The organism is Alteromonas pelagimontana, from assembly GCF_002499975.2.
Lineage (GTDB): Bacteria > Pseudomonadota > Gammaproteobacteria > Enterobacterales > Alteromonadaceae > Alteromonas > Alteromonas pelagimontana.
The window spans coordinates 560790-583550 of the sequence record NZ_CP052766.1; the positions used below are offsets into that span (position 1 = coordinate 560790).

Below are 22761 nucleotides of genomic sequence, written 5' to 3' on the forward strand. Positions count from 1 at the left end.
CATTCATTCAGGCAGTGAGATACGCCGAGTGAGCAAACGGTTGAAATCGGCTAACGGCAAGGGAGGACTGTAATAAAAACCTTGCATTACTTCACACCCCATTGCTTGAAGCGCTTGCACATGTTCAATGGTTTCCACGCCTTCAGCTATCAAACGTAAATTCATACCTTGCGCGAGCTGGATAATTGCTTGAATTATATTTTGATCTACTTGACTGCCCAACATATTACGCACAAAGCTCTGATCAATTTTTAGCACATCAAAAGGAAAGTTCTTAATGTAAGAAAGGTTGGAATAGCCAGTGCCAAAATCGTCCAAAGCGATTCTAAATCCTCGTGTATTTAATGCAGCGAAAATGCTGTTTACCCGCTCTACATCTTTAACCAATAGACTTTCCGTAATTTCCATTTCTATTAAAGAGGCAGTAACGCCCGTCTCGCGAACTATTTCATCCAACATTGCCAGAAAGTTGTCATCTTCAAATTGCACGACTGAGATGTTAACCGCAACACGCAGATCAAAGCCTTGCTGCTGCCAGACTGACGCTTGTTTAAATGCTTGCGCTAGAACCAGCTTCCCGAGAGGAATAATCAAACCCGTTTCCTCGGCAAGCGGAATAAAGGATGCAGGATTGGTTAAGGAGCCATCTGGCTGACGCCACCGAACTAAAGCTTCAGTACCGACTATTTTGCCATCAAGCACATTAATTTTGGGCTGGTAAAAAACTTCGAATGCCTTGTTTGCTAAAGCATCCACTAAATTTGCTTCCAGCATTCGGTGTAACTGCAATTTGGATTCGATATCCGCACTATAAAACAAAAACTGCTTTCGGCCTGCACTTTTTGCGGAATACATGGCCGCATCAGCGTGGCGGTAAAGAGATTCTACGTCTTCGGCATCATCTGGTACCAGGCTTATCCCAATACTCGCGGTTAAGCGAAACGCATTTTCGTCGACGGTCCAGGTTCGATCAAATACGTCTAATAAGCGTTCCGCCACCTGCGTGACACAGGTTGTGGACTCTATACGGGGAAAGAGCATGATAAATTCATCGCCGCCTTGACGACATAAGGTATCGCCATCGCGAAGCTTTTCCGCTAACGCTAACGCAACTTGCTTTATCAGGTTATCGCCCACCACATGGCCATGCACATCATTTATTGCCTTAAAGTGGTCTATATCCAGAAGAAATAGCGCTACGACACTTCCCTCTCGGTGGCAGCTATTAAGCGCTTGCTGTATACGGTCATACAGCAAAGTGCGATTGGGTAAATTGGTCAATGGGTCGTGGTGAGCCAAATGCGTCATTTTTGTCGCCATGGCCCTCGCTTCACTCACATTATGAAAAACAATAATTGTCCCTGTGATATTGCCATCTTGATCCACAATGGGCGCAGCGGTGACGTCATCGCCGATGCTCTTAGTTAGTCGGTTAGATAAAAAAGTGTTTAACGCCATACCCACCGGTCGCTCTTCTTCCAGCGCCAAGCGGATAGGATTTTGGACAGGTGGGCCAGCTTCACCATCAGTTAGCTGCATAATCGCTTCGATAGGCTTACCAATTGCACGGGCCGCACTCCAGCCTGTTAGTTCCTCGGCAACAGGATTTAGCAGGGTGATGCGCCCTTGGGTATCTGTTGCGATGACCGCATCACCAATAGAATTCAAGGTGGTACGAATACGCTCCTTTTCCTCCTCAAGACATTGTTCAGCTTGTTTACGTTCGCTAATATCGGTAATTACCATGAGATATCCCGACGCGCCGGGATCAAAATTCCATCCGGCCAACGCTACTTGCCCTACCACACTGCGACCATCTGCAGCTACAATGTTAATATCGAACGAGGGAATATCCTGTAAAACAGATTGATCTAATGATTGTATAATTTGATGATAAATCTGGCCTCCCACTACCGATCGCAAAGCCATATTTCGCATTTGTAATGCTTCTATACCAAACCAGCTCCCTTTAGAATCATTACAGAACAAATTGTTTAGCTGCGCATCCCAGTAAGCAACAAAGACGGGAAGAGAGGATACTAAAAACCCCAATTCACCGGATACTCGTTGTAATTCTTGACGCTGACGAGCTAACGAAAGATGATTTTTGATCCGTGCACGCACCACTTCCGGCACTATGGGTTTAGAAATAAAGTCTATACCCCCCAACTCAAGTGCAATAACTTCTGAAGCTGGATCAACACGACTGGTGATAAAGATGATGGAGATATTTGCGAATTCATCGATTGCTTTGATAGCTCGACAAACATCATAACCATTGAAATCAGGCATTTCGATATCTAGTAGTACTAGATCTGGTTTATGCTGGTGAACCATTTCCAGAGCAGAACGCCCATTGGTTGCAAAGTAAGTTTTCCCAAAATCCTTTACAATATTATTTAATTGATGAATCACAGTAGGTTGATCATCAACCAATAATATTTTGGGTAAAGCTTGATCTTCCAAAAACATGCATACACATCCTTACGGTTTAGCTATGCTAACAGTATACTCCATCCGAACCGCGAGACATCGCTGCATTCCCTTAGCACTCAGCCATTTATATAAATATTAGGCGACTAATTGCAAAAACCAAACCGACTGAGCTTGAAGTTGCGATATTACCCATAGCCGAACACTATAGAAAATTTCAAAGCGCCTTTTTAGTTGTCGAGATTGGTCTTGCCCATACTGACTGACGAAAAAGCGAACCAGTTCGTGTTCGATTTTCAGTTACAATCGATCTAAATGTCCATCTAAGATAGTAATCGCATCACTCCTGGTTAAGCAATGATAAGAGAACAATTGCCTTTTGATGATACTCTTAAGTAGCCTGTCAGAACGAGTATTACCATGAGTTGCAAGTAAATCGGAGGCCAGCGGTACCTTTGGTATAGGAAAGTTTTTAAAACGTAAGGTGCCGGCGTGGTTTAGATGATCCGCTTTCACCAGTTGAGTATGAGAACCACTTTGGAAAAGCAGCTATTAAGTATCTGGTGAAATAGTGGCAACGCACTCTGTGTAAAAACCGAAATGCCCATAATGTCTTTGCAACTAACGACTTCATTCAGCAAGCCACTCGATTACACTCTTTTTACATGACTTTCTAACGCTCAATATGAAGCTTTATTACTCTCCCACTGTAAATCTGATGAACTGACAGAATGGAAACAGGTATGACGTATCTCAGATGTGGATTAAATATTATTAATATGTCTGCGACGGAAGTTGCTCGGCGGAGTTCATTAGATTCTTGGTTACTTTTCCTTTAGGTGCTGCACACCGCATCATTCGGCATCTAAGTAATTGATGTCGATTGAAATGTAGAATAATGTGTGGCGTATACATTGCTACCGAAGCAAATTTTCGCCGCGTTAGATAGTATGGTTTTTTTGTGAGTTGACGCGGCTGCAAATCCTCGCTCTGATGTAGCGCTCACATTGCAGCGACGTTTTAGTCACATTGGCTTTGCTAACCTCCCAGTGTTTCCATTAAATAATATGGTCGTTCATCGGAGGATAGCAATATGAGCAGGCACATAAGACAGATATCGTGGTTAACTCTGTGGGCGCTCCTGATCTGCTTTCCACTTTTTACCACGCAGCAGAGGCGCCTAGTGCGCTGACTGTCATAGTCAAAGATCAGAATACTGACCGGCCACTCTCAAGCGTGCAGATCACGATAAAGGAACGGGAAACCTCTTCCACGCAAACGTTAGAAACCGACGAACAAGGTCGCATCGTTGTTGACCGGCTCGACCCGGGTCTCTACTCGGTGAACGTAGCCAAAAGCGGGTTCGCCTCGTTGTATGAGCCTAGCATTCGCGTGGTTACGCGCAAAAATATCAGGATAGCCTTCAAACTTAAAGAGCTCGAAATTGAGAAAATGGTGGTTCTGGGTAGGCAAACTGATGCATTTGCATCAGCTTCCAGCATCTATCTGGACAGAGAAGCGTTGCGAAGCGCCGTGGGCGGCGGCGCAGATCCGCTCCTCTCGCTGGACGGATTACCTGGTCTGGCATCCGCCAGTGAATTCGCAAGCTTTAGTGTACGCGGCCGTGGCCCAAGAGATAATTTGTTATTTGTTGATGACTTTCCCTTTGATAAAGCTGTGCACTTTGATGCAACGCTGGGTGAAGAGGAAGATGTCGGTGGTGGTGGCCGTTTCTCGATTTTTGCACCTAACGTTATCAGCGGAGCAGAGTTCTCACCGGGTGGATGGGGGCCGGCTTATGGCGGCCGTGCTGCATCGCTGCTAAAACTGGAAGTCGCCGATGGTAATCCCAGCCCATCAGCAAGTCTGCGCCTCGACCTTGCGGGTTATGAAGTTGGCTACGACGGCCCTGTCGGTATAACCGAAGACGCAACCATGCTCGTTTCTGCCCGGCGACTGGACTTCGGTGCTTTGTTTGAAACTATTGAAGAACTGGATATTGGGGAGCCAGTCTTAAGAGACGTCATCGTAAAATCGGTCATCCCCGTCAACCAGAACCACACGTTCGAAATTCTCCTGATGGATACACACGAAGACTATACCCGCGGCGTATCGCACGTCTTCGAATCGCCAAATTTCGAAGATGCTGCGCTTCAGAATTCTGAACAAGATAGTGATTTGTATGGTCTTACATTGCGATCGTTAGTCGGTGAAACAGCTACCTGGACCAACAAGATTTACTACCGCGCAAGCGACAAGATCAGTTCAGAGGGTGAAGCATTTCCAGATCTCGTACCAGAGGGCACGCCCGCGTCTGATTTCCCGGTGCGGGAGGACATTATAACCATTGGTGAAGATGAAACCGAGATCGGCTGGCGAAGCGATTATGAAACGGGGAATCAATGGGGTATCTTCAGTGCCGGTGTTCGGGTAACGCAAATTGAACTGGACTACAACACCGTGTTAGATGGCGACTGGACTCGATTTGTCTTTGATAACGATGATTTCAGACCAGACCCGGACCAGCGTTTTATTGTGCTGACCCCTCAGAACATCAACTCTTCTGTGAATCAGAAAGAAACCAGCTATGCGGGCTACGTCGATCAGATTTTTGAGCTCGGTGACTGGAATATTGGCACTGGCTTACGGGTTGAACGGGACGGTTTTGCCGACGAAAGCTTTGCTTCGCCGAGGTTCAGCGTTAACTGGCAGCCGGGTACAACGGTCAGATATTTTGCCACCGCAGGGCTTTTTCATCAGTCACCACGGTTTTTAGAGCTGGCCGCTAACGAGGAAAACGACCTAAAGAATGAAAAAATCACCCATGGTAGTGTCGGGTTTAAGTATTTTGTGAACAACAACTGGTCGGTGTTAACGGAGGCTTATTACCAAAAACTCGACGACCTGGTGGTAGACCTTGATCGGACAAGCGGAACCTTTGCCAACATTGGTGACGGCTCATCATACGGCGTCGATGTTGTGATCAACGGTACAATCCGCGAAGGCCTTTACGCTACCGTAACCTATTCATACAACGATGCTGAAATTGACCGCAAAGACGGGCGCGGTGACGTAGCCGCTGAATTTAACCGCGAGCATGTGGCTACCCTCGGCCTGACCTGGGAGATCAGTGACCGCTGGAAAGTCGCCGGGCGCTACAAATATCTTTCCGGCAGACCAGATGACGTCTTTATTATTCACACAGATGTATTGGGTCCGGGAGAACCGTTACGCTACTCGAAAGAGATCACTGAGCGTAATGTTGGTCGCAAAGGCAGTTCCAGCATAGTGAACGTCGTTGACTATCGGCGTGCGTTTGGCCCTATAGATGTCACAGCTTTTCTTGATGTGATTAACGTAACGGCAGCGTCTTCAAGCGACGACACCGAGTTTGACTACCGCCGGGGCGTTGAAGTGAAAGACGAAAGCGAAGCGGAGCCTCTGATTGGTCTGCGGCTGGATTATGCTTGGTAAGGGGCTTGGTAAGGGGCTTGGTAAGGGGCTTGGTAAGGGGCTTGGCAAGGGTCTGATAAGGGATGGCAGCAAAGATGTTACACGCACTTAGCACAGCGCCCATAAGGGCGCTGATTGTGGAAGACAACCGCGACATTTGCGAGAACATTGCCGCATATCTAGAAAAGCATAGTTATATTCTTGATTTTGCCTATGACGGTATAAGCGCGATGCATCTGGTATTGACGAATCCGTTTGACGTTATTGTTCTGGACCTGATGCTGCCGAGGATGGATGGCTTAAGTTTTTGGCAAAAGCTGCGAGTTGACGCCAAAGTACAAACGCCTGTACTTATGCTAACGGCGAGAGACACGCTTGACGATAAACTCAAAGGGTTCGAGGCGGGAGCCGATGACTATTTAGTCAAGCCATTCGCGTTACAAGAGCTGCACGCGCGACTGCAAGCGCTCTACAAACGCAGTCACGGGAAAACCGACAACCTGTTAACTGTTGGTGATCTGACGCTGAACAAGTCGACCTTGCAAGTCCATCGTTCGGGGCGGCGAGTCGATCTCAACCCTACTGGTATGAAGCTACTGCAACGCTTGATGGAAGAGGCGCCGTCTGTTGTGGCTCGCGATGCTCTTGAAACCTTGTTGTGGGCTGACGAGCCCCCCGACGGTGATGCGCTCCGTTCGCACATGTATAAGCTACGGCAGGCTGTCGACAGGCCGTTCGAAAGTCCGCTAATTCATACGGTGCATCGCATCGGGTACCGAATTTCAGAGGATGCTTAGTAATGTACCGGCACAGTTTGCGCAAGCGTGTCGCATTTGCTTTTGCAATGTGCGTTGCTGTACTCAGCGTGGCCTGGGGAATCGCTTTCTTCGCTGCAATCAGGTTGAGCGAAGACCGAGTGCTGACGCAGCAGTTGCAGCGTGCCGCCGATAGCTATCCCTTTCTGGCAAGCAACCTTCGCGCGTACAATAACGTTAGTAGTTTGCCGGAATCACTCAGGGAATGGGCGCAAACCAACCCTGATGAGGGATTGTACGAATTCGAATCCGAAGAGTTGCATGTTGCAGTGCTATCTATCGAGAATGAAAAGCCACCTGCCGGTAAAGATCAGCGACACGCTTTTGTGGTGTTCGATGTTGCCGGGATTGAGGCTGCATCGTCAGAGGATTGGTGGTTGCTGCTCGTTATCAGCGGTGTCGTGGGGACTCTCGGTACTTTTGGTTTCGCGCTTGGCGTTGTTGTGATGCGCAAAGCTGTCGCCCCTGTGGCGCAACTCGCCAAAGCGGTCGCGGCCATTGACCTGGAACATCTATCGGCCGAAGATTATAAACGCATAGAGTCTGGCCGGTTCGGCGATGATGAGGTTGGCGTACTCGCTGAAACTATTGAGAAGACTCTTGAGCGCATCAGCGCATTTGTTGAAAGGGAGCGATACTTTACCGATTCAGCCAGTCATGAATTGCGCACGCCCATCACGGTGATAACCGGCGCACTTGAGCTGCTGGAACAAAGCAAGTTGTTAGAGACCGATGTGAAGGCGCTGGATCGGGTGAGGCGTGCGACGCTCGACATGAAAACCACAATTGAAATGTTCTTGTGCCTCGCTCGCGAAACCGATGACGGGTTGTATGACGAGCAGTTTTTAGTGATGCCGCTGGTGAGCAAAGCGATAGATCAGCAACGCTACCTGCTGAGCCGTAAACTCGTTGATGTTGATATCGACGAACTCGCAACACCCAAAGTTAGCGGACACCCACAGGCTTTTTCTATCGCGGTGAATAACCTGGTGAGAAATGCGTTCGAGCACACGCTCGACGGGCAGGGGCCGATAACGATTCGTATTAAAGAGCACGAGCTCTTAGTCACCAATCAGGTAAACGGTGACGCAGATGAGCAGCACACGCCGAACGAAGCATCGTCACACGGGTATGGTTTGGGCCTGGGTATCGTGCAACGGTTGTGTGAGCGCAATGGCTGGTCATTTTCGCTGCTCGCCGATGAGAAAAGTGTAGTGGCCCGTCTTTCGTGGTGACGATGGCAGACCATCATCACAGCATGATTGTTCAAGACATGAATAATCATGGAGAGGCGAAAAAGGGTGATCTCGTCCCCGTATCGCAAAGTACATGAGAGGTCGTATTATCTTTTTAGCATTACGGCTAATTGTTGGGTAAATAAAATTACGTAACTCAGGCTCGCTTCAAGCACTATTCAGGCTTTTCTTGTAAATGATGAAGGTTATACATATAAACATGAGGTTTATGAAATCGCACACAAACGAAAATATTAACATTGATAACTGTGGAACAAGCCGAAGAAATGACGCACTTTAGTAAATTAAAGTTATTAACGCTTCCACTGCCCGCATTCGCAGTAATTGGAGTGGTCATTAGACATTCATCGGATCACCGCTTCGCGCCTAGGCGCCTGCCAGTCCCGTTCAAACCATAATCAAAGAATTGTCAGATCAAATCTGTTTATTACAATAGAAAATTTTTGCTGCATTGTTCTGTCGGCTACAAAAGTGGTTTTCAAAATCTTATCTTTAGCGAACAAACAAAAAAAACGCCACAACGAATTGGTGGCGTTTTTAATCTACTACTTCATCATTCTATTTTCGAATGTAATGAGATGGCATACTTCCACCCTGCATCTGCAAAGTTTGGTAACGTTCCCGCAGTTTTGTCTGTCGCGATGTCATATCGATAGCTTTACCATTGATATAAACCTGTTCCGCCACTTCTGTTACTTCCAGTGGGTCGCCGCTCCAGATAACAACATCAGCACGTTTACCTGGTGCCAACGTTCCTACCTGCTTTTCAAGCCCTAAAATTTTTGCAGGACCTGAGGTCAAGCTAGCAATACCAGCTTCATGAGAAAGTCCGTTAGCAACGGCATTTCCCGCGTGCTGCGTTGCCAGGCGAATATTGTGGGTTTCCATACCAATTGCAATGGTAACCCCAGCGGCTTCCAGACGGCCAGCGTTAGCCAAGGTTGCACCCAGTTGTTCAAAGTTACCTGGCAAGTTAAGCTGAGGGTCGATGATTACCGGAATATCATTTGCTGCCAATTCATCTGCAACCCGCCATGCTTCAACACCATGAAGCAACACAATATTAATGCTGGGATGGCGCTTTTTAAACGCAATTATCTGACGAATATCAGCAGCGCGATCGGCTTGCATAAATAACGGAATATCGCCGGCAACAACACCTTTCAGCGCTGCCAAATCTGCTCTTGTGGTTAGTCCATGCCATTCAGACCCAGGGCCGGGAATATTTTTTACCGACGTAACTTCACTTAGTACCTGCTCAAGCGTCACCCATAGTGCCGCGCGGGAACCCCCCGTTTCTTCAGCACCATCACCACCGACATTGACAACCATAAACGCTTTCGACTTCAAAATATCAGTGTTGTCGTTAAGGCTTATTACTGCCCCCAGGCCATGAAATAGCTGTTCGGTGCTTTCCATAGTAGTGGCTGCCGATGTCACGCCTTCCAGGCGAGAGACACCGATTAGCGTCGAATCTGGATTTATCGCATAGCTGACATCCATTGCTGCGCCAGTAGAAGAAATAGGCGTTGTCTCGACAGAAGCATCAACTAATCCCGCCCACGAAGACACCTCTACCAGCCCTAATGAAGTAAGCGCGCCCACCAAACCTGGCGTCACCACTTTACCTGTAGCATCTACCTTCGTGTAACCATCCGGTACCGTATTACCTTCGGTTATTCTCTCAATTTTTCCGTCTTTGATCAGTACAGTGGCGCTTTCAAGTATACCTTGGTTAGTCTGGGTAAAAACTTTACCCCCTACTATAGCGGTATTCTCTGCCGACGCTGACGCGCTCATTGCAACTGCAACGATAACTGCAAGAAGCTTTTTCATTTGGCGTCTCCTTCACCTACTTGACCTAATTCAAAATCGCTCACTGGCCAGCTCATTTTATCGTCCAGCGAATAAGCTAAACCGCCGTCAATGTAAACTCTTTCTGCTTTTGTATAAGTAGAAAAGGGATTGCCATTCCACAATACCAAATCGGCATTTTTTCCTGTTTCCAATGAACCCGTTTTATCGAAAATCCCCAAGGATTTAGCTGGATTAGCGGATAACCACGTCCAGGCGTCTTCCATTGGAATATTCATCCCTGCCCGCTTGCCATCAGACCAGGCTTTAGCAGCTTCCTGGTTGAGGCGCTGAATACCTAATTCATCATCAGAGTGCACAATGGCGCATGCTCCGGCCGTATGTACAAGGGGAATGTTTTCTCGAATGCCATCGTAAGCTTCCAGCTTGAAGCCCCACCAATCAGCCCATAACGCTGCACAGATATTGTTTTCCTTTAACTTATCGGCAATTTTGTAAGCTTCAACGGCGTGATGAAAAGACGCTATCTTGTAGTCAAACTCTTGCATGAGATCAATCATAGTTGTCATTTCATCTGCACGATAGCAATGCATATGGACAAGAATATCGCCTTTTAACACTCCAGCCAGCGTTTCAAGGTCTAAATCTCTTTTAGGTGCTTTCGGGTTTTTGCCGTCGGCGTACTCCTTATCATAGCGTTCCCACTGGCGCAGATAATCCTGTGCATCTGCCCACGCCTGACGATAGCCTCGCACATTGCCCATTCGCGTCATCGGGCCGCCTTTATCTCCATACACGCGTTTAGGATTTTCTCCGCACGCCATTTTCATACCGTATGGTGCGTCTGGGAATTTCATGTCTTGCATGGTGCGGTTAGGTACGTTTTTCAGTACCACTGAACGGCCGCCAATCAGGTTACCTGAGCCCGGTAATATTTGTAATGCGGTAACGCCACCCGCGAGAGCGCGGCCAAATCCTGAATCTTGTGCCCAGACAGAATGTTCTGCCCATACACCAGGTGTCACCGGCTTTACCATCTCATTACCATCTGACGTCGACCCCACAGAAGGTGAAGGATAAACGCCTAAATGGCTATGATTATCAATGATGCCTGGAGTCACCCATTTGCCCTGACCATCAATCACTTGAGTACCTTCTGGATACTCTACAGTTTCACCGACGGCAGCAATTTTACCATCGGCAAAATAAACCATACCGTTGTCAATTCTTTTACCCACTCCATCAAGAATGGTGACATTAGTGATCACAGTTGCTTCACCGGAAATCGGTTTATAAGTACTGGGATAGGGATTGGAGTCTATTTCCACTTTGGCATCTTGTGCCTGCTTATCTGCTGAATTATCGCCGCAACCGGCCACCATTACAGAAAACAAGCACGCGAACGCAAGCGTTAAACGTGAGTGCGTGTGTTTCATTAGTTTTCCATCTTGTTAGAGTGGTGAATGATGGCAGTGAGTGCTGCCGTTCCCTTTTATTATTTTACTCCGTTAAGCTAACGAAATTTTTAAAGTCTAACAAGTGAAATCCGGATTAATGCTAATCCGCCTTGATGTGTGATGAGCTAAGAGCACATATCAAGGTGGGTTAGTATAACAGACACGATCCTGCGAGGATTGACTGGCAAGTATTTTTACAATGTCCTGGGCGTGGTTTAAACGTCTGATATCTTCAAATAATACGCCTGCTTGCGGATACTGTCGGCGTAAATATCCGCACCACTGTTTAATACGATTAGGGTAATAGCGACCTTTGTCACCATAGATTTCATATCCGGAATACCGTATCAGCAAATCTGCCACTTCGTCCCAGCGCATAGGTGTAGCGCCACTTTTAATAGCATTGGCTAAATTGGGCATCGCCAGAGCGCCGCGCCCCAGCATGAGGTCTTCGCATCCGGATTGCTGCTGACATTGTTTAGCATCCTGACTGTTCCATATCTCACCGTTAGCGATGACTGGCAAAGACGTTTTCGCCTTTATTTTTGCAATCCATTCCCAATATGCCGGAGGTTTGTAGCCTTCTGTTTTGGTACGCGCGTGCACAACCAGCTCAGTGGCTCCCGCCTCAGCAATTGCACAAGCATTATCGACAGCTAAGGTTTTATCTTCAAACCCCAAACGAATTTTTGCGGTAACCGGTAAATCAGCTGGAACGGCTTCCCTTACCGCTTTGACAATGTCATAAAGCGTTTGGGTTTCTTTGAGTAACACTGCGCCGCCTTTACTCTTATTCACAGTTTTAGCTGGGCATCCAAAGTTAAGATCTACGCCGGGGGAGCCAAGTTCCACTGCAACCTGAGCATTTTCAGCCAGCCATTGCGGATGCTGCCCAAGCAGCTGAATGCGAACCGGAACGCCTGCCGGAGTCTTACTTCCTTGGTGTAGTTCCGGGCAGTAGCGATAGAAGGTTTTATGGGGTAAGCGCTGATCGACGATTCGAATGAACTCGGTGACACAGATATCAAACCCGCCGACTTGGGTAAGCATATCCCGCATCAGATGGTCAACAACACCTTCCATCGGGGCCAGCATTACTTTCATTATTGACCGTATTCTCTTGAGTTTGTGGTTGGAAAAGGCGGCGAAGTGTAGCAAACGCCAACATTTTCACCAACTATATTCCCGGCGTTTGGCAGTGATCTTGGTGCTTTCTAACAGCACACCTTTGGAGTATTTCTGTACGTATGCTATCGCTGGCCGATGACCAGATAAGTATCTCTTCCAATGTGCGAAAACATCCCATGCACACATCCTGTTGGTTAAGGCAGCAGCGACGAACACAAGGAGAGGGAGTAGAGACAATCATCGAAGCATCCTAAAGATTCTTTACTGGGAGCTAATGGCGTACTTCTCGTACCAAATACAAATATAGACGCCATAGTGCTGGGAGAGAAAATTAAATAAATCAGCATCACTACCTGCCTCGACCTTAATTAGTCGCTGAGCAATGCCATTATAAATTAGCGCAGTGTATTCGAACACAAGAAAAGCCTCCTTCACCAAAGAAGGCTAATATACATTTAGACGTCTATACTTTCAAACGTCTATACATCTTATCGCAAATTTTTGCTTCTCAAGAAATTTGCTTCTTTAAATACGCTAACCCGCCCTCAATCGCAGCTATTTGTGCCTTGTTGCAACCTTCCGCTGTCGCGCTTGGGCTATCAGGATATACCTCCGTAGTGGTGACGTACTTCGCATCCGTCATGCCCCCACACAGGTAAAGCGCTTTTTTATTGTATCCAATCACGCCTTCTGACAACACAGCTGCACCAATTAGCTTATTGTTTTCATCGGCAGGAGCAATATGAGTCACTTCGCGTACCGCAGCAATAACAGCTTCCTGAAAAGATAACTGGGGATTCTCTGAATCCGTCACCAGATAAAAGCCATCGGGAATATTCCAGTTTTCATTTACCGTTCCATTGCGGGCTGCCAGCGCTGGCCGGAACTCACTGTTGTCAGTATCAGTGGTTTCATGTAAATCGATATGCATGGCAATGGGAGCATTCAGGGAAGCTATAAATGCCATTAATTGAGCCGATTCAGGAGCCAGTGAATTTGGTTGAAAGGATCGGTTTGGATCTATGGCCAAAGGGTTCCAGCGATTAATGGTTTCGTATCCCCAGGGGCTTACGCATGGCACCACCACAAAATTAAAGTCCTGCTGATAACTCGATAACGTGCCATTAATAAACTGGAGCGCCCCCTGAACGCCACTGGTTTCGTACCCGTGGACACCGCCGGTTATCAACACTGTAGGTTTATTTTCATCTAGTGTTTCTGATACCACTGCAAATAGCGGGTAACGTGTTTCGTCATAAGGGAGTGCGCCGTATTTCACAATTGAGAAACCCGGCAGTTCATCGGGAAGCTTAGCCAACACTTCGTCCTTATATCTTCGCTGAATCTGTTGTTGCGCTTTCCACTCAGCTTTATCTTCTTCGGTCCATGGCTTATCGGGGGTTCCAATAGGGTATTGCTGCATCGTTATGTTCCTTTTTTATTTTCTCTTGATAGTAATGCTAACATGAATTTTAGTGCAGCAATGGCTGAAGAGAATTTCATATTCCTTCCACAGGCTAGCTTTTGCAGTGGCATTAAAATGGAATGTCGTTAATATAATGTAAAAGAAAAGGATTGATCATATGAAAGCTCCCACCCTGCTTGTTTTATCCAGTTTAGTGATAGCAAACCTGACATTCGCAGAAAATAATTCTGCCGCCTTACCGGTAGTAACGCTGAGTTATGATGACGCACTGGATTCCCAGCTTGACCATGCTGTTCCTGCGCTGGCTCAATATAAGCTTACCGGCAGTTTTTACCTGGTGCCGACATCTGATGCTTTTGTTGCCAGAAAAGAGGAATGGGCCAGGTTACCCACCGCAGGACACGAAATTGGCAACCACAGCATGACTCATCCCTGCCGCAGTAGCTTACCTGATAGAGAATGGGTACCACCCGAACGTGACCTTGACAGAATTTCAGCGGCTGATATGGCTATCCAGGTCAAAAAGGCGAATTCCATACTTACCGATTTAACAGGTCAAAAACCACATACTTTTACACCGCCTTGTGGTGATGTACTTGCCAATAATAAAAACTATATTCCGCTAATAAAAGATCTGTTTTCAGCAATTAAAGGGCTGGAACTGCCTCATAGCGTAGAGGTCGGGTGGGCGCCGGTTGACGCCAGCGGCGATGATCTTATCGCTTTTATCACTGAACAACCCGAAAACGTAAGACTAATAAATTTCACTTTTCACGGCATTGGCGCAGATTATCTTACTGTTTCAACAGAAGCTCATGAAAAGCTATTGGCTTTTTTAAATGCAAACAGAAAAAAGTATGCGGTAAAAACTTATTATGATGCTAGACAGCAGTTACAGGAAAAGCCGCTGTAGCTTGCCGTTATGTAAGCAATGGGAATTGAAGATAATAAAATTCTATGAGACTCTAAAATAAAAAACCAGCCAAATGGCTGGTTTTTTAATTGGCGTCCCCTAGGGGATTCGAACCCCTGTTACCGCCGTGAAAGGGCGGTGTCCTAGGCCTCTAGACGAAGGGGACAAAATTTTTGCTATCGACGTACACGTCGATAAAATTTTGTAAGGTGAATTTCGTTTTAACGAAATGAACGACCTTAAAACCTAGAACTGTGTTTCGAAAGCAATGCTTTCGAAATTTTCAGTTAGGCGAAGTGAGCCAGCGAACTGAGCGACCTTTTCCTAACCAAAACATTTCAATCTACTACAAGTAATACCTGTAGTTTGTAAGGCGAATTTCGTTTTAACGAAATGAGCGACCTTAAACCTAGAACTTTTCAAAGCTAAATAAACTAGCTTAAAGTTTCGCAGTTACGGACTGCGACACCGTAAAAATGGCGTCCCCTAGGGGATTCGAACCCCTGTTACCGCCGTGAAAGGGCGGTGTCCTAGGCCTCTAGACGAAGGGGACTGAAAATTGGCTTCGAAAGCTGAGCTTTCGAAATTTTCAGTTAGGCGAAGTGAGCCAGCGAACTGAGCGACCTTTTCCTAACTAAAACATTTCAATCTACTACAAGTAATACCTGTAGTTTGTAAGGCGAATTTCATTTCAATGAAATGAACGACCTTAAAACCTAGAACTGTGTTTCGAAAGCAATACTTTCGAAATTTTCAGTTAGGCGAAGTGAGCCAGCGAACTGAGCGACCTTTTCCTAACCAAAACATTTCAATCTACTACAAGTAATACCTGTAGTTTGTAAGGTGAATTTCGTTTTTTAACGAAATGAGCGACCTTAAAACCTAGAACTTTTTAAAACTAAATAAACTAGCTTAAAGTTTCGCAGTTGCGGACTGCGACACCGTAAAAATGGCGTCCCCTAGGGGATTCGAACCCCTGTTACCGCCGTGAAAGGGCGGTGTCCTAGGCCTCTAGACGAAGGGGACAAAATTTTTGCTATCGACGTACACGTCGATAAAATTTTGTAAGGCGAATTTCGTTCTATCGAAATGAGCGACCTTAAAACCTAGAACTGTGTTTCGAAAGCCACGCTTTCGAAATTTTCAGTTAGGCGAAGTGAGCCAGCGAACTGAGCGACCTTTTCCTAACCAAAACATTTCAATCTACTACAAGTAATACCTGTAGTTTGTAAGGTGAATTTCGTTTTAACGAAATGAACGACCTCAAAACCTAGAACTACACTGTCAAAATATTTGGTGGAGCCAGGCGGGATCGAACCGCCGACCTCTTGCATGCCATGCAAGCGCTCTCCCAGCTGAGCTATGGCCCCAACATCATCCGGTTCATCACAATCAGTGACTGTTCCGTGACAGCGGGGCGCATTCTAGGCATCACCAACTTTTCTGTCAACGGTTTTTTTAGGAATTTTCTCTGTTTGCTATAAAAGTAAGCGCTTTGTCTATTCTCTCAGCAACCTTCTCTTTTGACAGCAAATTTAAAGTGATATCCAGTGACGGAGAATTACCACTTCCTGTAACAGCCACCCGTAGAGGCATTCCCACTTTTCCCATTCCAACCTCCAGTTCTTCAGCGGCACTATTGATGGCCGCCTGAATGTTTTCCGGATTCCACATTTCTACAGCAAGTAGCTTTGCTTTAACAGCCACTAAAGGCTCTTTAGCAACGGGACGAAGATGCTTTTTCGCTGCATTAGCATCAAATTCATCAAAATCCTGATAGAAATAAGCACTGATTTCCGCGAGCTCTTTTAAGGTTTTTACCCGATCTGCTTGAATAGCAATAACAGATTCAAGCGCTGGGCCGTTCGCCAGATCAATATGCAGTTGCTCAAAATGCCATTTGGCGTGTGCTGCAACTTCACTCGCAGGTAGCGTTTTAATATAGTGTTGGTTTAACCATACCAGCTTTTCCGTGTTAAATGCGGAAGCAGATTGCCCTATCGCATCCAGGTTAAACAACTCTATCATCTCATTAACTGAAAAAATTTCCTGATCGCCATGAGCCCAGCCCAAACGTACCAGGTAGTTTAGCAAGGCTTGCGGCAAATAGCCGTCGTCCCGATATTGCATTACACTCACTGCACCGTGACGCTTTGACAACTTCTTGCCGTCATCACCTAAAATCATCGATACGTGAGCATATTCAGGGACGGGGGCCCCTAACGCTTGTAGGATATTGATCTGTCGAGGCGTGTTGTTGATATGATCTTCACCGCGCACCACATGGGTTATTCCCATATCCCAGTCATCTACCACCACGCAAAAATTATAAGTTGGCGTGCCATCACTTCGTTGAATAATCAGATCATCCAGTTCACTGTTATTGATCTCAATTTTCCCGCGTATATGATCGTTTATGACAACTTTCCCTTCTTGAGGATTTTTAAAGCGAATAACAAACGGCTTTCCTTCTGGATGATCCTTACGATCTCTCCACGTACCTGGATACCGCGGCTTTTCCCCTTTTAACTTTTGCTCCTCTCGAATAGCATCAAGCTCTTCTGATGACATAAAGCATTTATACGCCAGCCCTTCATCCTCTAACTTTTGAATAAGCTCGCGATAGCGATCAAAGCGATCCGTTTGATAAATTGGACCTTTATCCCAAGTCAGACCCAACCACAACATTCCGTCTAAAATGGCTTGCTTAGCTTCATTCGTTGAACGTTCAATATCAGTATCTTCAATGCGAAGAATAAATTCCCCGCCTTGGCTTTTGGCGAAAAGCCAGGAATAAAGCGCAGTACGAGCGCCTCCGACATGAAGATAACCTGTAGGGCTTGGAGCGAATCTGGTAACAGCCGACATGAAAACTCTCTGTATTTAATGAACGTGAAAATGTGCGCATTCTACCAGCCTATTGCATCAGGACAAAGTTGTTCACGTATTTGATGATTATCGTGGGTAGTTGCTGGCTATTTCTACAAAAAACAAGAAAATGATGGGTTTTCGTTCAAACGCACTTTTTATTTTATTTAGTTATTGACACTCTGTTTTGCGACTCTATAATACCGCCCCACTTGCCCATTACGGTAAGTTATGAAACACGCGGACGCTTAGCTCAGTTGGGAGAGCATCGCCCTTACAAGGCGGGGGTCACTGGTTCAAGCCCAGTAGCGTCCACCAATTTTTGGTGACACTGGTTCAACTCCTTTGGAACGAACCGCAGCAGACGTCCACCAAATCTTGGTGACACTGGATTTACTCCTTCGGGATAGACTTTGTTGATGTCTTTTTCTATCGTGTTTTTGTAAAAGATTTATATTGGACGCTTAGCTCAGTTGGGAGAGCATCGCCCTTACAAGGCGGGGGTCACTGGTTCAAGCCCAGTAGCGTCCACCAATTTTTGGTGACACAGGTTCAATTCCTTCGGAACGAACCACAGCAGACGTCCACCAAATTCTGGTTCAACTCCTTCGAAGCGAGCCACAGTAGACGTACGTCATACGTAAAATGAAAATAGTTTTAATGGACGCTTAGCTCAGTTGGGAGAGCATCGCCCTTACAAGGCGAGGGTCACTGGTTCAAGCCCAGTAGCGTCCACCAAATTCTGGTTCAACTCCTTCGGAGCGAGCCACAGCAGACGTCCACCAAATTCTGGTTCAACTCCTTCGGAGCGAGCCACAGCAGACGTCCACCAAATTCTGGTTCAACTCCTTCGGAGCGAACCACAGCAGACGTCCACCAAATTCTGATTCAATTCCTTCGCAACGAGCCACAGCAGGCGTCCCCCAAATTCTGGTTCAACTCCTTCGGAGCGAGCCGCAGTAGACGTCCACCAAATTCTGGTTCAATTCCTTCGGAACGAGCCACAGCAGACGTCCACCAAATTCTGGTTCAATTCCTTCGGAACGAGCCGCAGCAGGTCTCTTTTAATTTTTCGGTTCAACATTACTTCTTTCATTAAGCGATGTAACGTACCGCTGCTTTTTCTGTTAGGAATAACGCTGGCGTTCATTCATGTTAACTGCTTAACTTCACGGTTATTTTTAGCAAAACTTTTTTGATTTAAAACTTTCGTGATATGTTATTCCGCTCACTGTGGACAAGTACTCACTCAAGGTGAGCTCTCCCATTTGTTGACGAAGAGGGGTACGGCACTTTGGTGGCTAGATGATGCGGCTTCAGTAAGTGGGACGCCCAAGCCGGAGGAAGCAGGCTGATTTCTAAATAATTGGGCAAAAACGCCGATAGCTCTTTATTATGCTTCTCGCAACGAATAGGTAGTCCATGAATAAAAAATTGGCGCGTCAAGCAAAAGTGCTGATTGTTGATGACCACGTACTCGCCAAAGGGTATCTGAAATATTCCATGGAAGAATTGGGATTTGAAGATATTCACTATGTCGACAAAACCAGTCAGGCTCTCACTGCTCTCAGCAATCATTACTACGATCTAATAATTTGTGCTTACGATCTTAAGCATGAACAGGAAGGTTATTTTCTTTACGATCAATTAAAAGAGCATAAAGCCCTGCCGCCCAGTACCGCCTTTGTCTTTGTTTCTGCCGATACTACTGCCGATATCGTTCATTCAATTGTTGAATTACAACCTGACGAATTTCTAGCTAAACCCTTTACAGTACGGGAACTGGATAAAAGACTGTCGCGAGTACTGCTACGTAAACATGCGTTAAAGCCGGTTTATCAGCTCATTGAAAAGAACCAACCTGAAAATGCGCTGGACGAGCTGGAGTCTTTCCTTACAGAGCCTAAAAATGCCGAATTTTTTCCGCTAGCTTTAAAAACAAAAGGCGAACTTTTACTCGCGTGTGATTTTTACGATCAAGGAAAGGAGTTTTATCAGGCTATTATTAATGTGCAAAATTTCACGTGGGCGCAGTTAGGGCTGGTGCGTTGCCTTATTCATCTGGGAGAAAATGATGAAGCTGAAAAGCGGGTGCTGCGCCTTGCGTTTCAACCAGACTCCATGTTAACTGCATATGATTTGCTCTCTGCACTTCAAGTAAAGCTACAGGAATTTGAAGATGCTCTGGAAAGCGTCACAATTGCCAGCGAAATGTCGCCACGTAACCTGCGCCGCCATCGTATAGCAATGACTTTATCTCGCATCACCCACGATTACGCCTCGCAGTTTGAAGCAGCAAAAAGAATTGTTAAATTTGCCAAGAATTCGGTTCACGATAAACCAGAGAATTACCTGAATGTCGCTCGTGCGGGCATTGATTTTGCGATGACTGCAGATGAAGCTCAAACCTCTGCACTTATTAAACAGGCGAACGATTATTTGCGTCAGCTCAAAACAATGTTCCCGAAAGCGGATGTTGACGATCAAATGAAAGTAATAAACGCTCGTTTGCTTTATCTGCAAGATGAATCAGATAATGCCAAAGCGTTGCTTGGTCAGCTTAGTTCCCAGAGGTGGGAATCAGATGGCGTTGAGGGGCTGTTAGACAAAGCCAAAGCCTTTCATGAAGTTGGGTTACATGAACATGCGCTAAGCATTCTAGATGTAATTGAAAAGCGCTGCATCAGCGACCCCGCAATCAATGATCTCTTCTTACATTATATTCAGCAGGAAAAAACCGAGAAAGCAGAAATTCTGCTTAGCCCTAAAACATTAAATAGCACCGCAGTCGAGCAGTATCATCAAGGGGATCTAAGCCAGGCGTTGGAAACCTTCCGCCATGCCTTTATCATTATGCCTAAAAATGCAGCGATTGCTTTAAATTTGCTTCAAGCCACCGCAATAATGCTTAGGGACAAAAAGCGCTCACTTGAGGATGTAACCGTTCAGCGCACAATTTATCATTGTGTAAAGGCCGTCGAAGCGGGTAAACTGAATTTGGAGCAGGAAAAGCGCTATGAGCGTATAAGGAGTACGCTAAAGGATTTCACCTGAGCATAGCGATAATAGCAAATCAGCAACAACTGTGGTCTGAGACACAATCGCTTTAGGCGAATTTTTGGTGATAGACAACCACGTTATCATCAAAGACTTCATCTTTATAAGCCAATGTATGACTGAACGTCATTCCCAGCTTTTTCATAATTGCAATGGATGCGACATTATCTGGTAGAGCAATGGCCGCAAACCGGTTTACACCAGTACGTCGAAGTTCATTGCGAATAGCAGTAGCGGCTTCTGTAGCATATCCTTGCCCCCAGTGGGTGCGCATAAATCGCCAGCCTAGCTCCAGCGTGCTGTTATCGGGATTTTGAGTGAAAAATCCCATTGGCCGCACCAGCACCCAGCCTATTGCTGGGCGCGGCGATTCCAGCAGACTCACCTTCCATAATCCCCACCCTAGCAGCCGGTTAGCATAAGCGTTCAGCCGTGGCAGAAACACGTTATCAATATCGGCGCGCGAGGTTTTCCGGCCTCCATTGATATAACGCATTACCGCTTCATCTTGATCCAACGAATACAAAAAGTCGGCATCATTATGGGTTATATAATCAAACGATAATCTTGGCGTGTTAGCAAAGTCCACAGTAGCAATCCTTTCTCCAGTGGTAATTATTTTAATTGTAGATATAAAAATTTTTGCAGCGCTGGCAGCAAAAATTCAAGGCACTGCTATCCCCCAAGCATAGCCAAATGTCTGGTGGCACCAGTTTGGCCTTCTTTCAAATAATGCGTTGCATGTTTACCCGCAAGCGCTTCGTGGAGAAAAGCTTGTAAACCCTTCACGTCTTGTTTCTGTAGATATGAGCGTACATCAATACCTTGTTCACTGAAAAGACATAAATGGAGCCTACCATTTGCTGCCACTCGAAGACGATTGCAGCTTTTGCAGAAATCTTTGCTATACGGCATGATAAGCCCGATTCGCCCTGCATAATCAGGATGATAAAACTCCTGCGCAGGGCCTGCATCTTTGCGCCGGAGCAGAGGTTGCCAACCCGCTTCAATAAGTTGCTGCTTTAGAGGCTCGCCAGAAAGATGCTGTGCCTCAAAAAACCGGGCGTGATCGCCGGTTTGCATTAATTCTATAAATCGAAGCGTTACCGGCGTGTCTTTCAGCCAGGTGAGAAAGCGCTGTAACCGATTCGGTGAAAAATCCTGCAGCAACACAGTGTTAACTTTAACATCAAGCCCCTGCTCAACAGCAACATCTAGCCCTTTTAACACGTCCTGTAGCTTATCTTGACCGGTAATTGCAGCAAATTGGTGAGGATCGAGACTGTCGATGCTTACATTTACCTGATCAAGCCCGGCATCTTTCCATTTTCCAGCATATTTAGCCAAGCGCCCACCATGAGTGGTGGTAGCGATGCGCCTGATACCAGGTGTAGATTTACACAGCTGTATTATCTCAGAAAAATCTCTTCGCAAACTGGGTTCTCCACCAGTAATTCGAATTTTGGACGTTCCTAAACCGGCAAAACCCGTTACCAGTGTTTCAATTTCTTTCAGCGAGAGAAAATGGGCATCAGACGGCCCTGCGTAGCCATCTGGTAAGCAGTACTGACATCTGAAATTACACGCTTCTGTAATGGATAATCGCAAATAGTGAAAGCGGCGACCAAAATTATCTTCTAGCAACAATATTCCTGAAACAAGAGTAAATACGTCTTTAACCATGCCATAGATAACCCCAACTATAAACCTGAATCTCTAGTTCCCATTCATTTATTCCTAATTTACATTGATGTGTGATCAGCTCATAGATAGAGGGTCCAATTAACCAAAGCACATTGGAGAGGGAATACCCAAGGCGAGATCGTGAATATTTTTTAAACAATAAGTGAAAGTTTCTTAGCCGAACTTCTGGAGCATGAATGCTCCAGCAGAGCCATTAAGGATGATTTTACTGCGTTTCGGATAAGAAACTTTTACATATTCTCACAGCTGATCGTTTTGTGCTCACTCACTCGGTCGGCCTAAGGGAATACCCAGGCCTTTCAAACCAATGTAACAGAGTAAAAGCATTCCTTCACGAAATTGGCTGGTCAAAAGTTGAAAGATTCTTGCGCTGAGTGAGCTCATATTGGTACGGATTAGCGTAAGACCTAACTTTTTATCTATTTTGACGCATTTT

General features: G+C 46.1%; 15 protein-coding genes and 7 tRNA genes. 8 read left to right on the top strand and 14 right to left on the bottom strand.

The window, feature by feature from the left end; translation table 11 throughout:
* Positions 1-3: 3 nt before the first annotated feature.
* The gene (locus CA267_RS02675) at positions 4-2472 is read right to left on the bottom strand and encodes a two-component system response regulator (protein WP_075608908.1); all 2469 of its coding nucleotides are present in this window, start codon (positions 2470-2472) and stop codon (positions 4-6) included.
* Between the two features lie 1080 nt (positions 2473-3552).
* Between CA267_RS02675 and CA267_RS02680 the strand changes: the two genes are divergently transcribed.
* The 3 genes from CA267_RS02680 (at position 3553) to CA267_RS02690 (ending at position 7936) form a co-directional block, all read left to right on the top strand.
* On the top strand, positions 3553-5907 hold the full coding sequence (locus CA267_RS02680) for a TonB-dependent receptor (RefSeq protein ID WP_232367591.1): 2355 nt from the start codon (positions 3553-3555) through the stop codon (positions 5905-5907).
* Positions 5908-5969: 62 nt separating this feature from the next.
* Positions 5970-6683: a response regulator transcription factor gene (locus tag CA267_RS02685; RefSeq protein ID WP_456298157.1), complete on the top strand. Its 714-nt coding sequence runs from the start codon at positions 5970-5972 to the stop codon at positions 6681-6683.
* A gap of 104 nt (positions 6684-6787) precedes the next feature.
* Complete coding sequence (locus tag CA267_RS02690; RefSeq protein ID WP_232367592.1) at positions 6788-7936, top strand: sensor histidine kinase; 1149 nt, start codon at positions 6788-6790, stop codon at positions 7934-7936.
* Positions 7937-8515: 579 nt separating this feature from the next.
* Here CA267_RS02690 and CA267_RS02695 read toward each other — a convergent pair.
* The 6 genes from CA267_RS02695 to CA267_RS02720 form a co-directional block, all read right to left on the bottom strand.
* Complete coding sequence (locus CA267_RS02695) at positions 8516-9793, bottom strand: amidohydrolase family protein (RefSeq protein WP_075608906.1); 1278 nt, start codon at positions 9791-9793, stop codon at positions 8516-8518.
* Complete coding sequence (locus CA267_RS02700; RefSeq protein ID WP_075608905.1) at positions 9790-11208, bottom strand: amidohydrolase; 1419 nt, start codon at positions 11206-11208, stop codon at positions 9790-9792. The genes CA267_RS02695 and CA267_RS02700 overlap by 4 nt, the downstream gene beginning before the upstream one ends.
* A 159-nt stretch (positions 11209-11367) precedes the next feature.
* Positions 11368-12333, bottom strand: coding sequence for a tRNA dihydrouridine(16) synthase DusC (gene dusC, locus CA267_RS02705; RefSeq protein ID WP_075608904.1), 966 nt, complete (start codon positions 12331-12333; stop codon positions 11368-11370).
* A gap of 73 nt (positions 12334-12406) precedes the next feature.
* The gene (locus CA267_RS02710; protein ID WP_075608903.1) at positions 12407-12598 is read right to left on the bottom strand and encodes a DUF1289 domain-containing protein; all 192 of its coding nucleotides are present in this window, start codon (positions 12596-12598) and stop codon (positions 12407-12409) included.
* 20 nt (positions 12599-12618) lie between these two features.
* Positions 12619-12774 carry a hypothetical protein gene (locus CA267_RS02715; RefSeq protein WP_170669010.1) on the bottom strand — a complete coding sequence of 52 codons (156 nt, stop codon included), beginning with the start codon at positions 12772-12774 and terminating at the stop codon, positions 12619-12621.
* 91 nt (positions 12775-12865) lie between these two features.
* On the bottom strand, positions 12866-13780 hold the full coding sequence (locus tag CA267_RS02720; protein WP_075608902.1) for a M14 family metallopeptidase: 915 nt from the start codon (positions 13778-13780) through the stop codon (positions 12866-12868).
* Positions 13781-13940: 160 nt separating this feature from the next.
* On the opposite strand from CA267_RS02720, the gene CA267_RS02725 reads away from it, so the two are divergent.
* Positions 13941-14696, top strand: a complete 756-nt coding sequence (locus CA267_RS02725; protein WP_075608901.1) for a polysaccharide deacetylase family protein — start codon at positions 13941-13943, stop codon at positions 14694-14696.
* 90 nt (positions 14697-14786) lie between these two features.
* On the opposite strand, the gene CA267_RS02730 is transcribed toward CA267_RS02725, so the two are convergent.
* The 5 genes from CA267_RS02730 to gltX all read right to left on the bottom strand — a co-directional run bounded on the left by CA267_RS02730 (position 14787) and on the right by gltX (position 17564).
* Positions 14787-14862, bottom strand: a tRNA-Glu gene (locus CA267_RS02730).
* 311 nt (positions 14863-15173) lie between these two features.
* Positions 15174-15249, bottom strand: a tRNA-Glu gene (locus tag CA267_RS02735).
* A 397-nt stretch (positions 15250-15646) separates the two neighbouring features.
* Positions 15647-15722 (bottom strand) — tRNA-Glu (locus CA267_RS02740).
* Positions 15723-15990: 268 nt separating this feature from the next.
* A tRNA-Ala gene (locus tag CA267_RS02745) sits at positions 15991-16066 on the bottom strand.
* 88 nt (positions 16067-16154) lie between these two features.
* Positions 16155-17564 carry a glutamate--tRNA ligase gene (gene gltX, locus CA267_RS02750; protein ID WP_075608900.1) on the bottom strand — a complete coding sequence of 470 codons (1410 nt, stop codon included), beginning with the start codon at positions 17562-17564 and terminating at the stop codon, positions 16155-16157.
* Between the two features lie 242 nt (positions 17565-17806).
* Between gltX and CA267_RS02755 the strand changes: the two genes are divergently transcribed.
* The 4 genes from CA267_RS02755 (at position 17807) to CA267_RS02770 (ending at position 20618) form a co-directional block, all read left to right on the top strand.
* A tRNA-Val gene (locus CA267_RS02755) sits at positions 17807-17882 on the top strand.
* A 140-nt stretch (positions 17883-18022) separates the two neighbouring features.
* Positions 18023-18098: transfer RNA gene (locus tag CA267_RS02760), tRNA-Val, on the top strand.
* Positions 18099-18226: 128 nt separating this feature from the next.
* Positions 18227-18302, top strand: a tRNA-Val gene (locus tag CA267_RS02765).
* A gap of 684 nt (positions 18303-18986) precedes the next feature.
* Complete coding sequence (locus tag CA267_RS02770; RefSeq protein ID WP_075608899.1) at positions 18987-20618, top strand: response regulator; 1632 nt, start codon at positions 18987-18989, stop codon at positions 20616-20618.
* Positions 20619-20670: 52 nt separating this feature from the next.
* Here CA267_RS02770 and CA267_RS02775 read toward each other — a convergent pair whose 3' ends face one another.
* A complete protein-coding gene (locus CA267_RS02775) occupies positions 20671-21210 on the bottom strand; it encodes a GNAT family N-acetyltransferase (protein WP_075608898.1) in 540 nt (179 codons plus the stop codon).
* A gap of 86 nt (positions 21211-21296) precedes the next feature.
* Positions 21297-22265, bottom strand: a complete 969-nt coding sequence (moaA, locus tag CA267_RS02780) for a GTP 3',8-cyclase MoaA (protein WP_075610023.1) — start codon at positions 22263-22265, stop codon at positions 21297-21299.
* Positions 22266-22761: the final 496 nt, after the last annotated feature.

Coding starts and splice junctions, on each gene's coding strand:
- CA267_RS02675 (WP_075608908.1), bottom strand. CDS start 2,472: ATGTTTTTGGAAGATCAAGCTTTACCCAAAATATTATTGGTTGATGAT.
- CA267_RS02685 (WP_456298157.1), top strand. CDS start 5,970: ATGGCAGCAAAGATGTTACACGCACTTAGCACAGCGCCCATAAGGGCG.
- CA267_RS02695 (WP_075608906.1), bottom strand. CDS start 9,793: ATGAAAAAGCTTCTTGCAGTTATCGTTGCAGTTGCAATGAGCGCGTCA.
- CA267_RS02700 (WP_075608905.1), bottom strand. CDS start 11,208: ATGAAACACACGCACTCACGTTTAACGCTTGCGTTCGCGTGCTTGTTT.
- dusC (WP_075608904.1), bottom strand. CDS start 12,333: ATGAAAGTAATGCTGGCCCCGATGGAAGGTGTTGTTGACCATCTGATG.
- CA267_RS02710 (WP_075608903.1), bottom strand. CDS start 12,598: ATGATTGTCTCTACTCCCTCTCCTTGTGTTCGTCGCTGCTGCCTTAAC.
- CA267_RS02720 (WP_075608902.1), bottom strand. CDS start 13,780: ATGCAGCAATACCCTATTGGAACCCCCGATAAGCCATGGACCGAAGAA.
- CA267_RS02725 (WP_075608901.1), top strand. CDS start 13,941: ATGAAAGCTCCCACCCTGCTTGTTTTATCCAGTTTAGTGATAGCAAAC.
- gltX (WP_075608900.1), bottom strand. CDS start 17,564: ATGTCGGCTGTTACCAGATTCGCTCCAAGCCCTACAGGTTATCTTCAT.
- CA267_RS02770 (WP_075608899.1), top strand. CDS start 18,987: ATGAATAAAAAATTGGCGCGTCAAGCAAAAGTGCTGATTGTTGATGAC.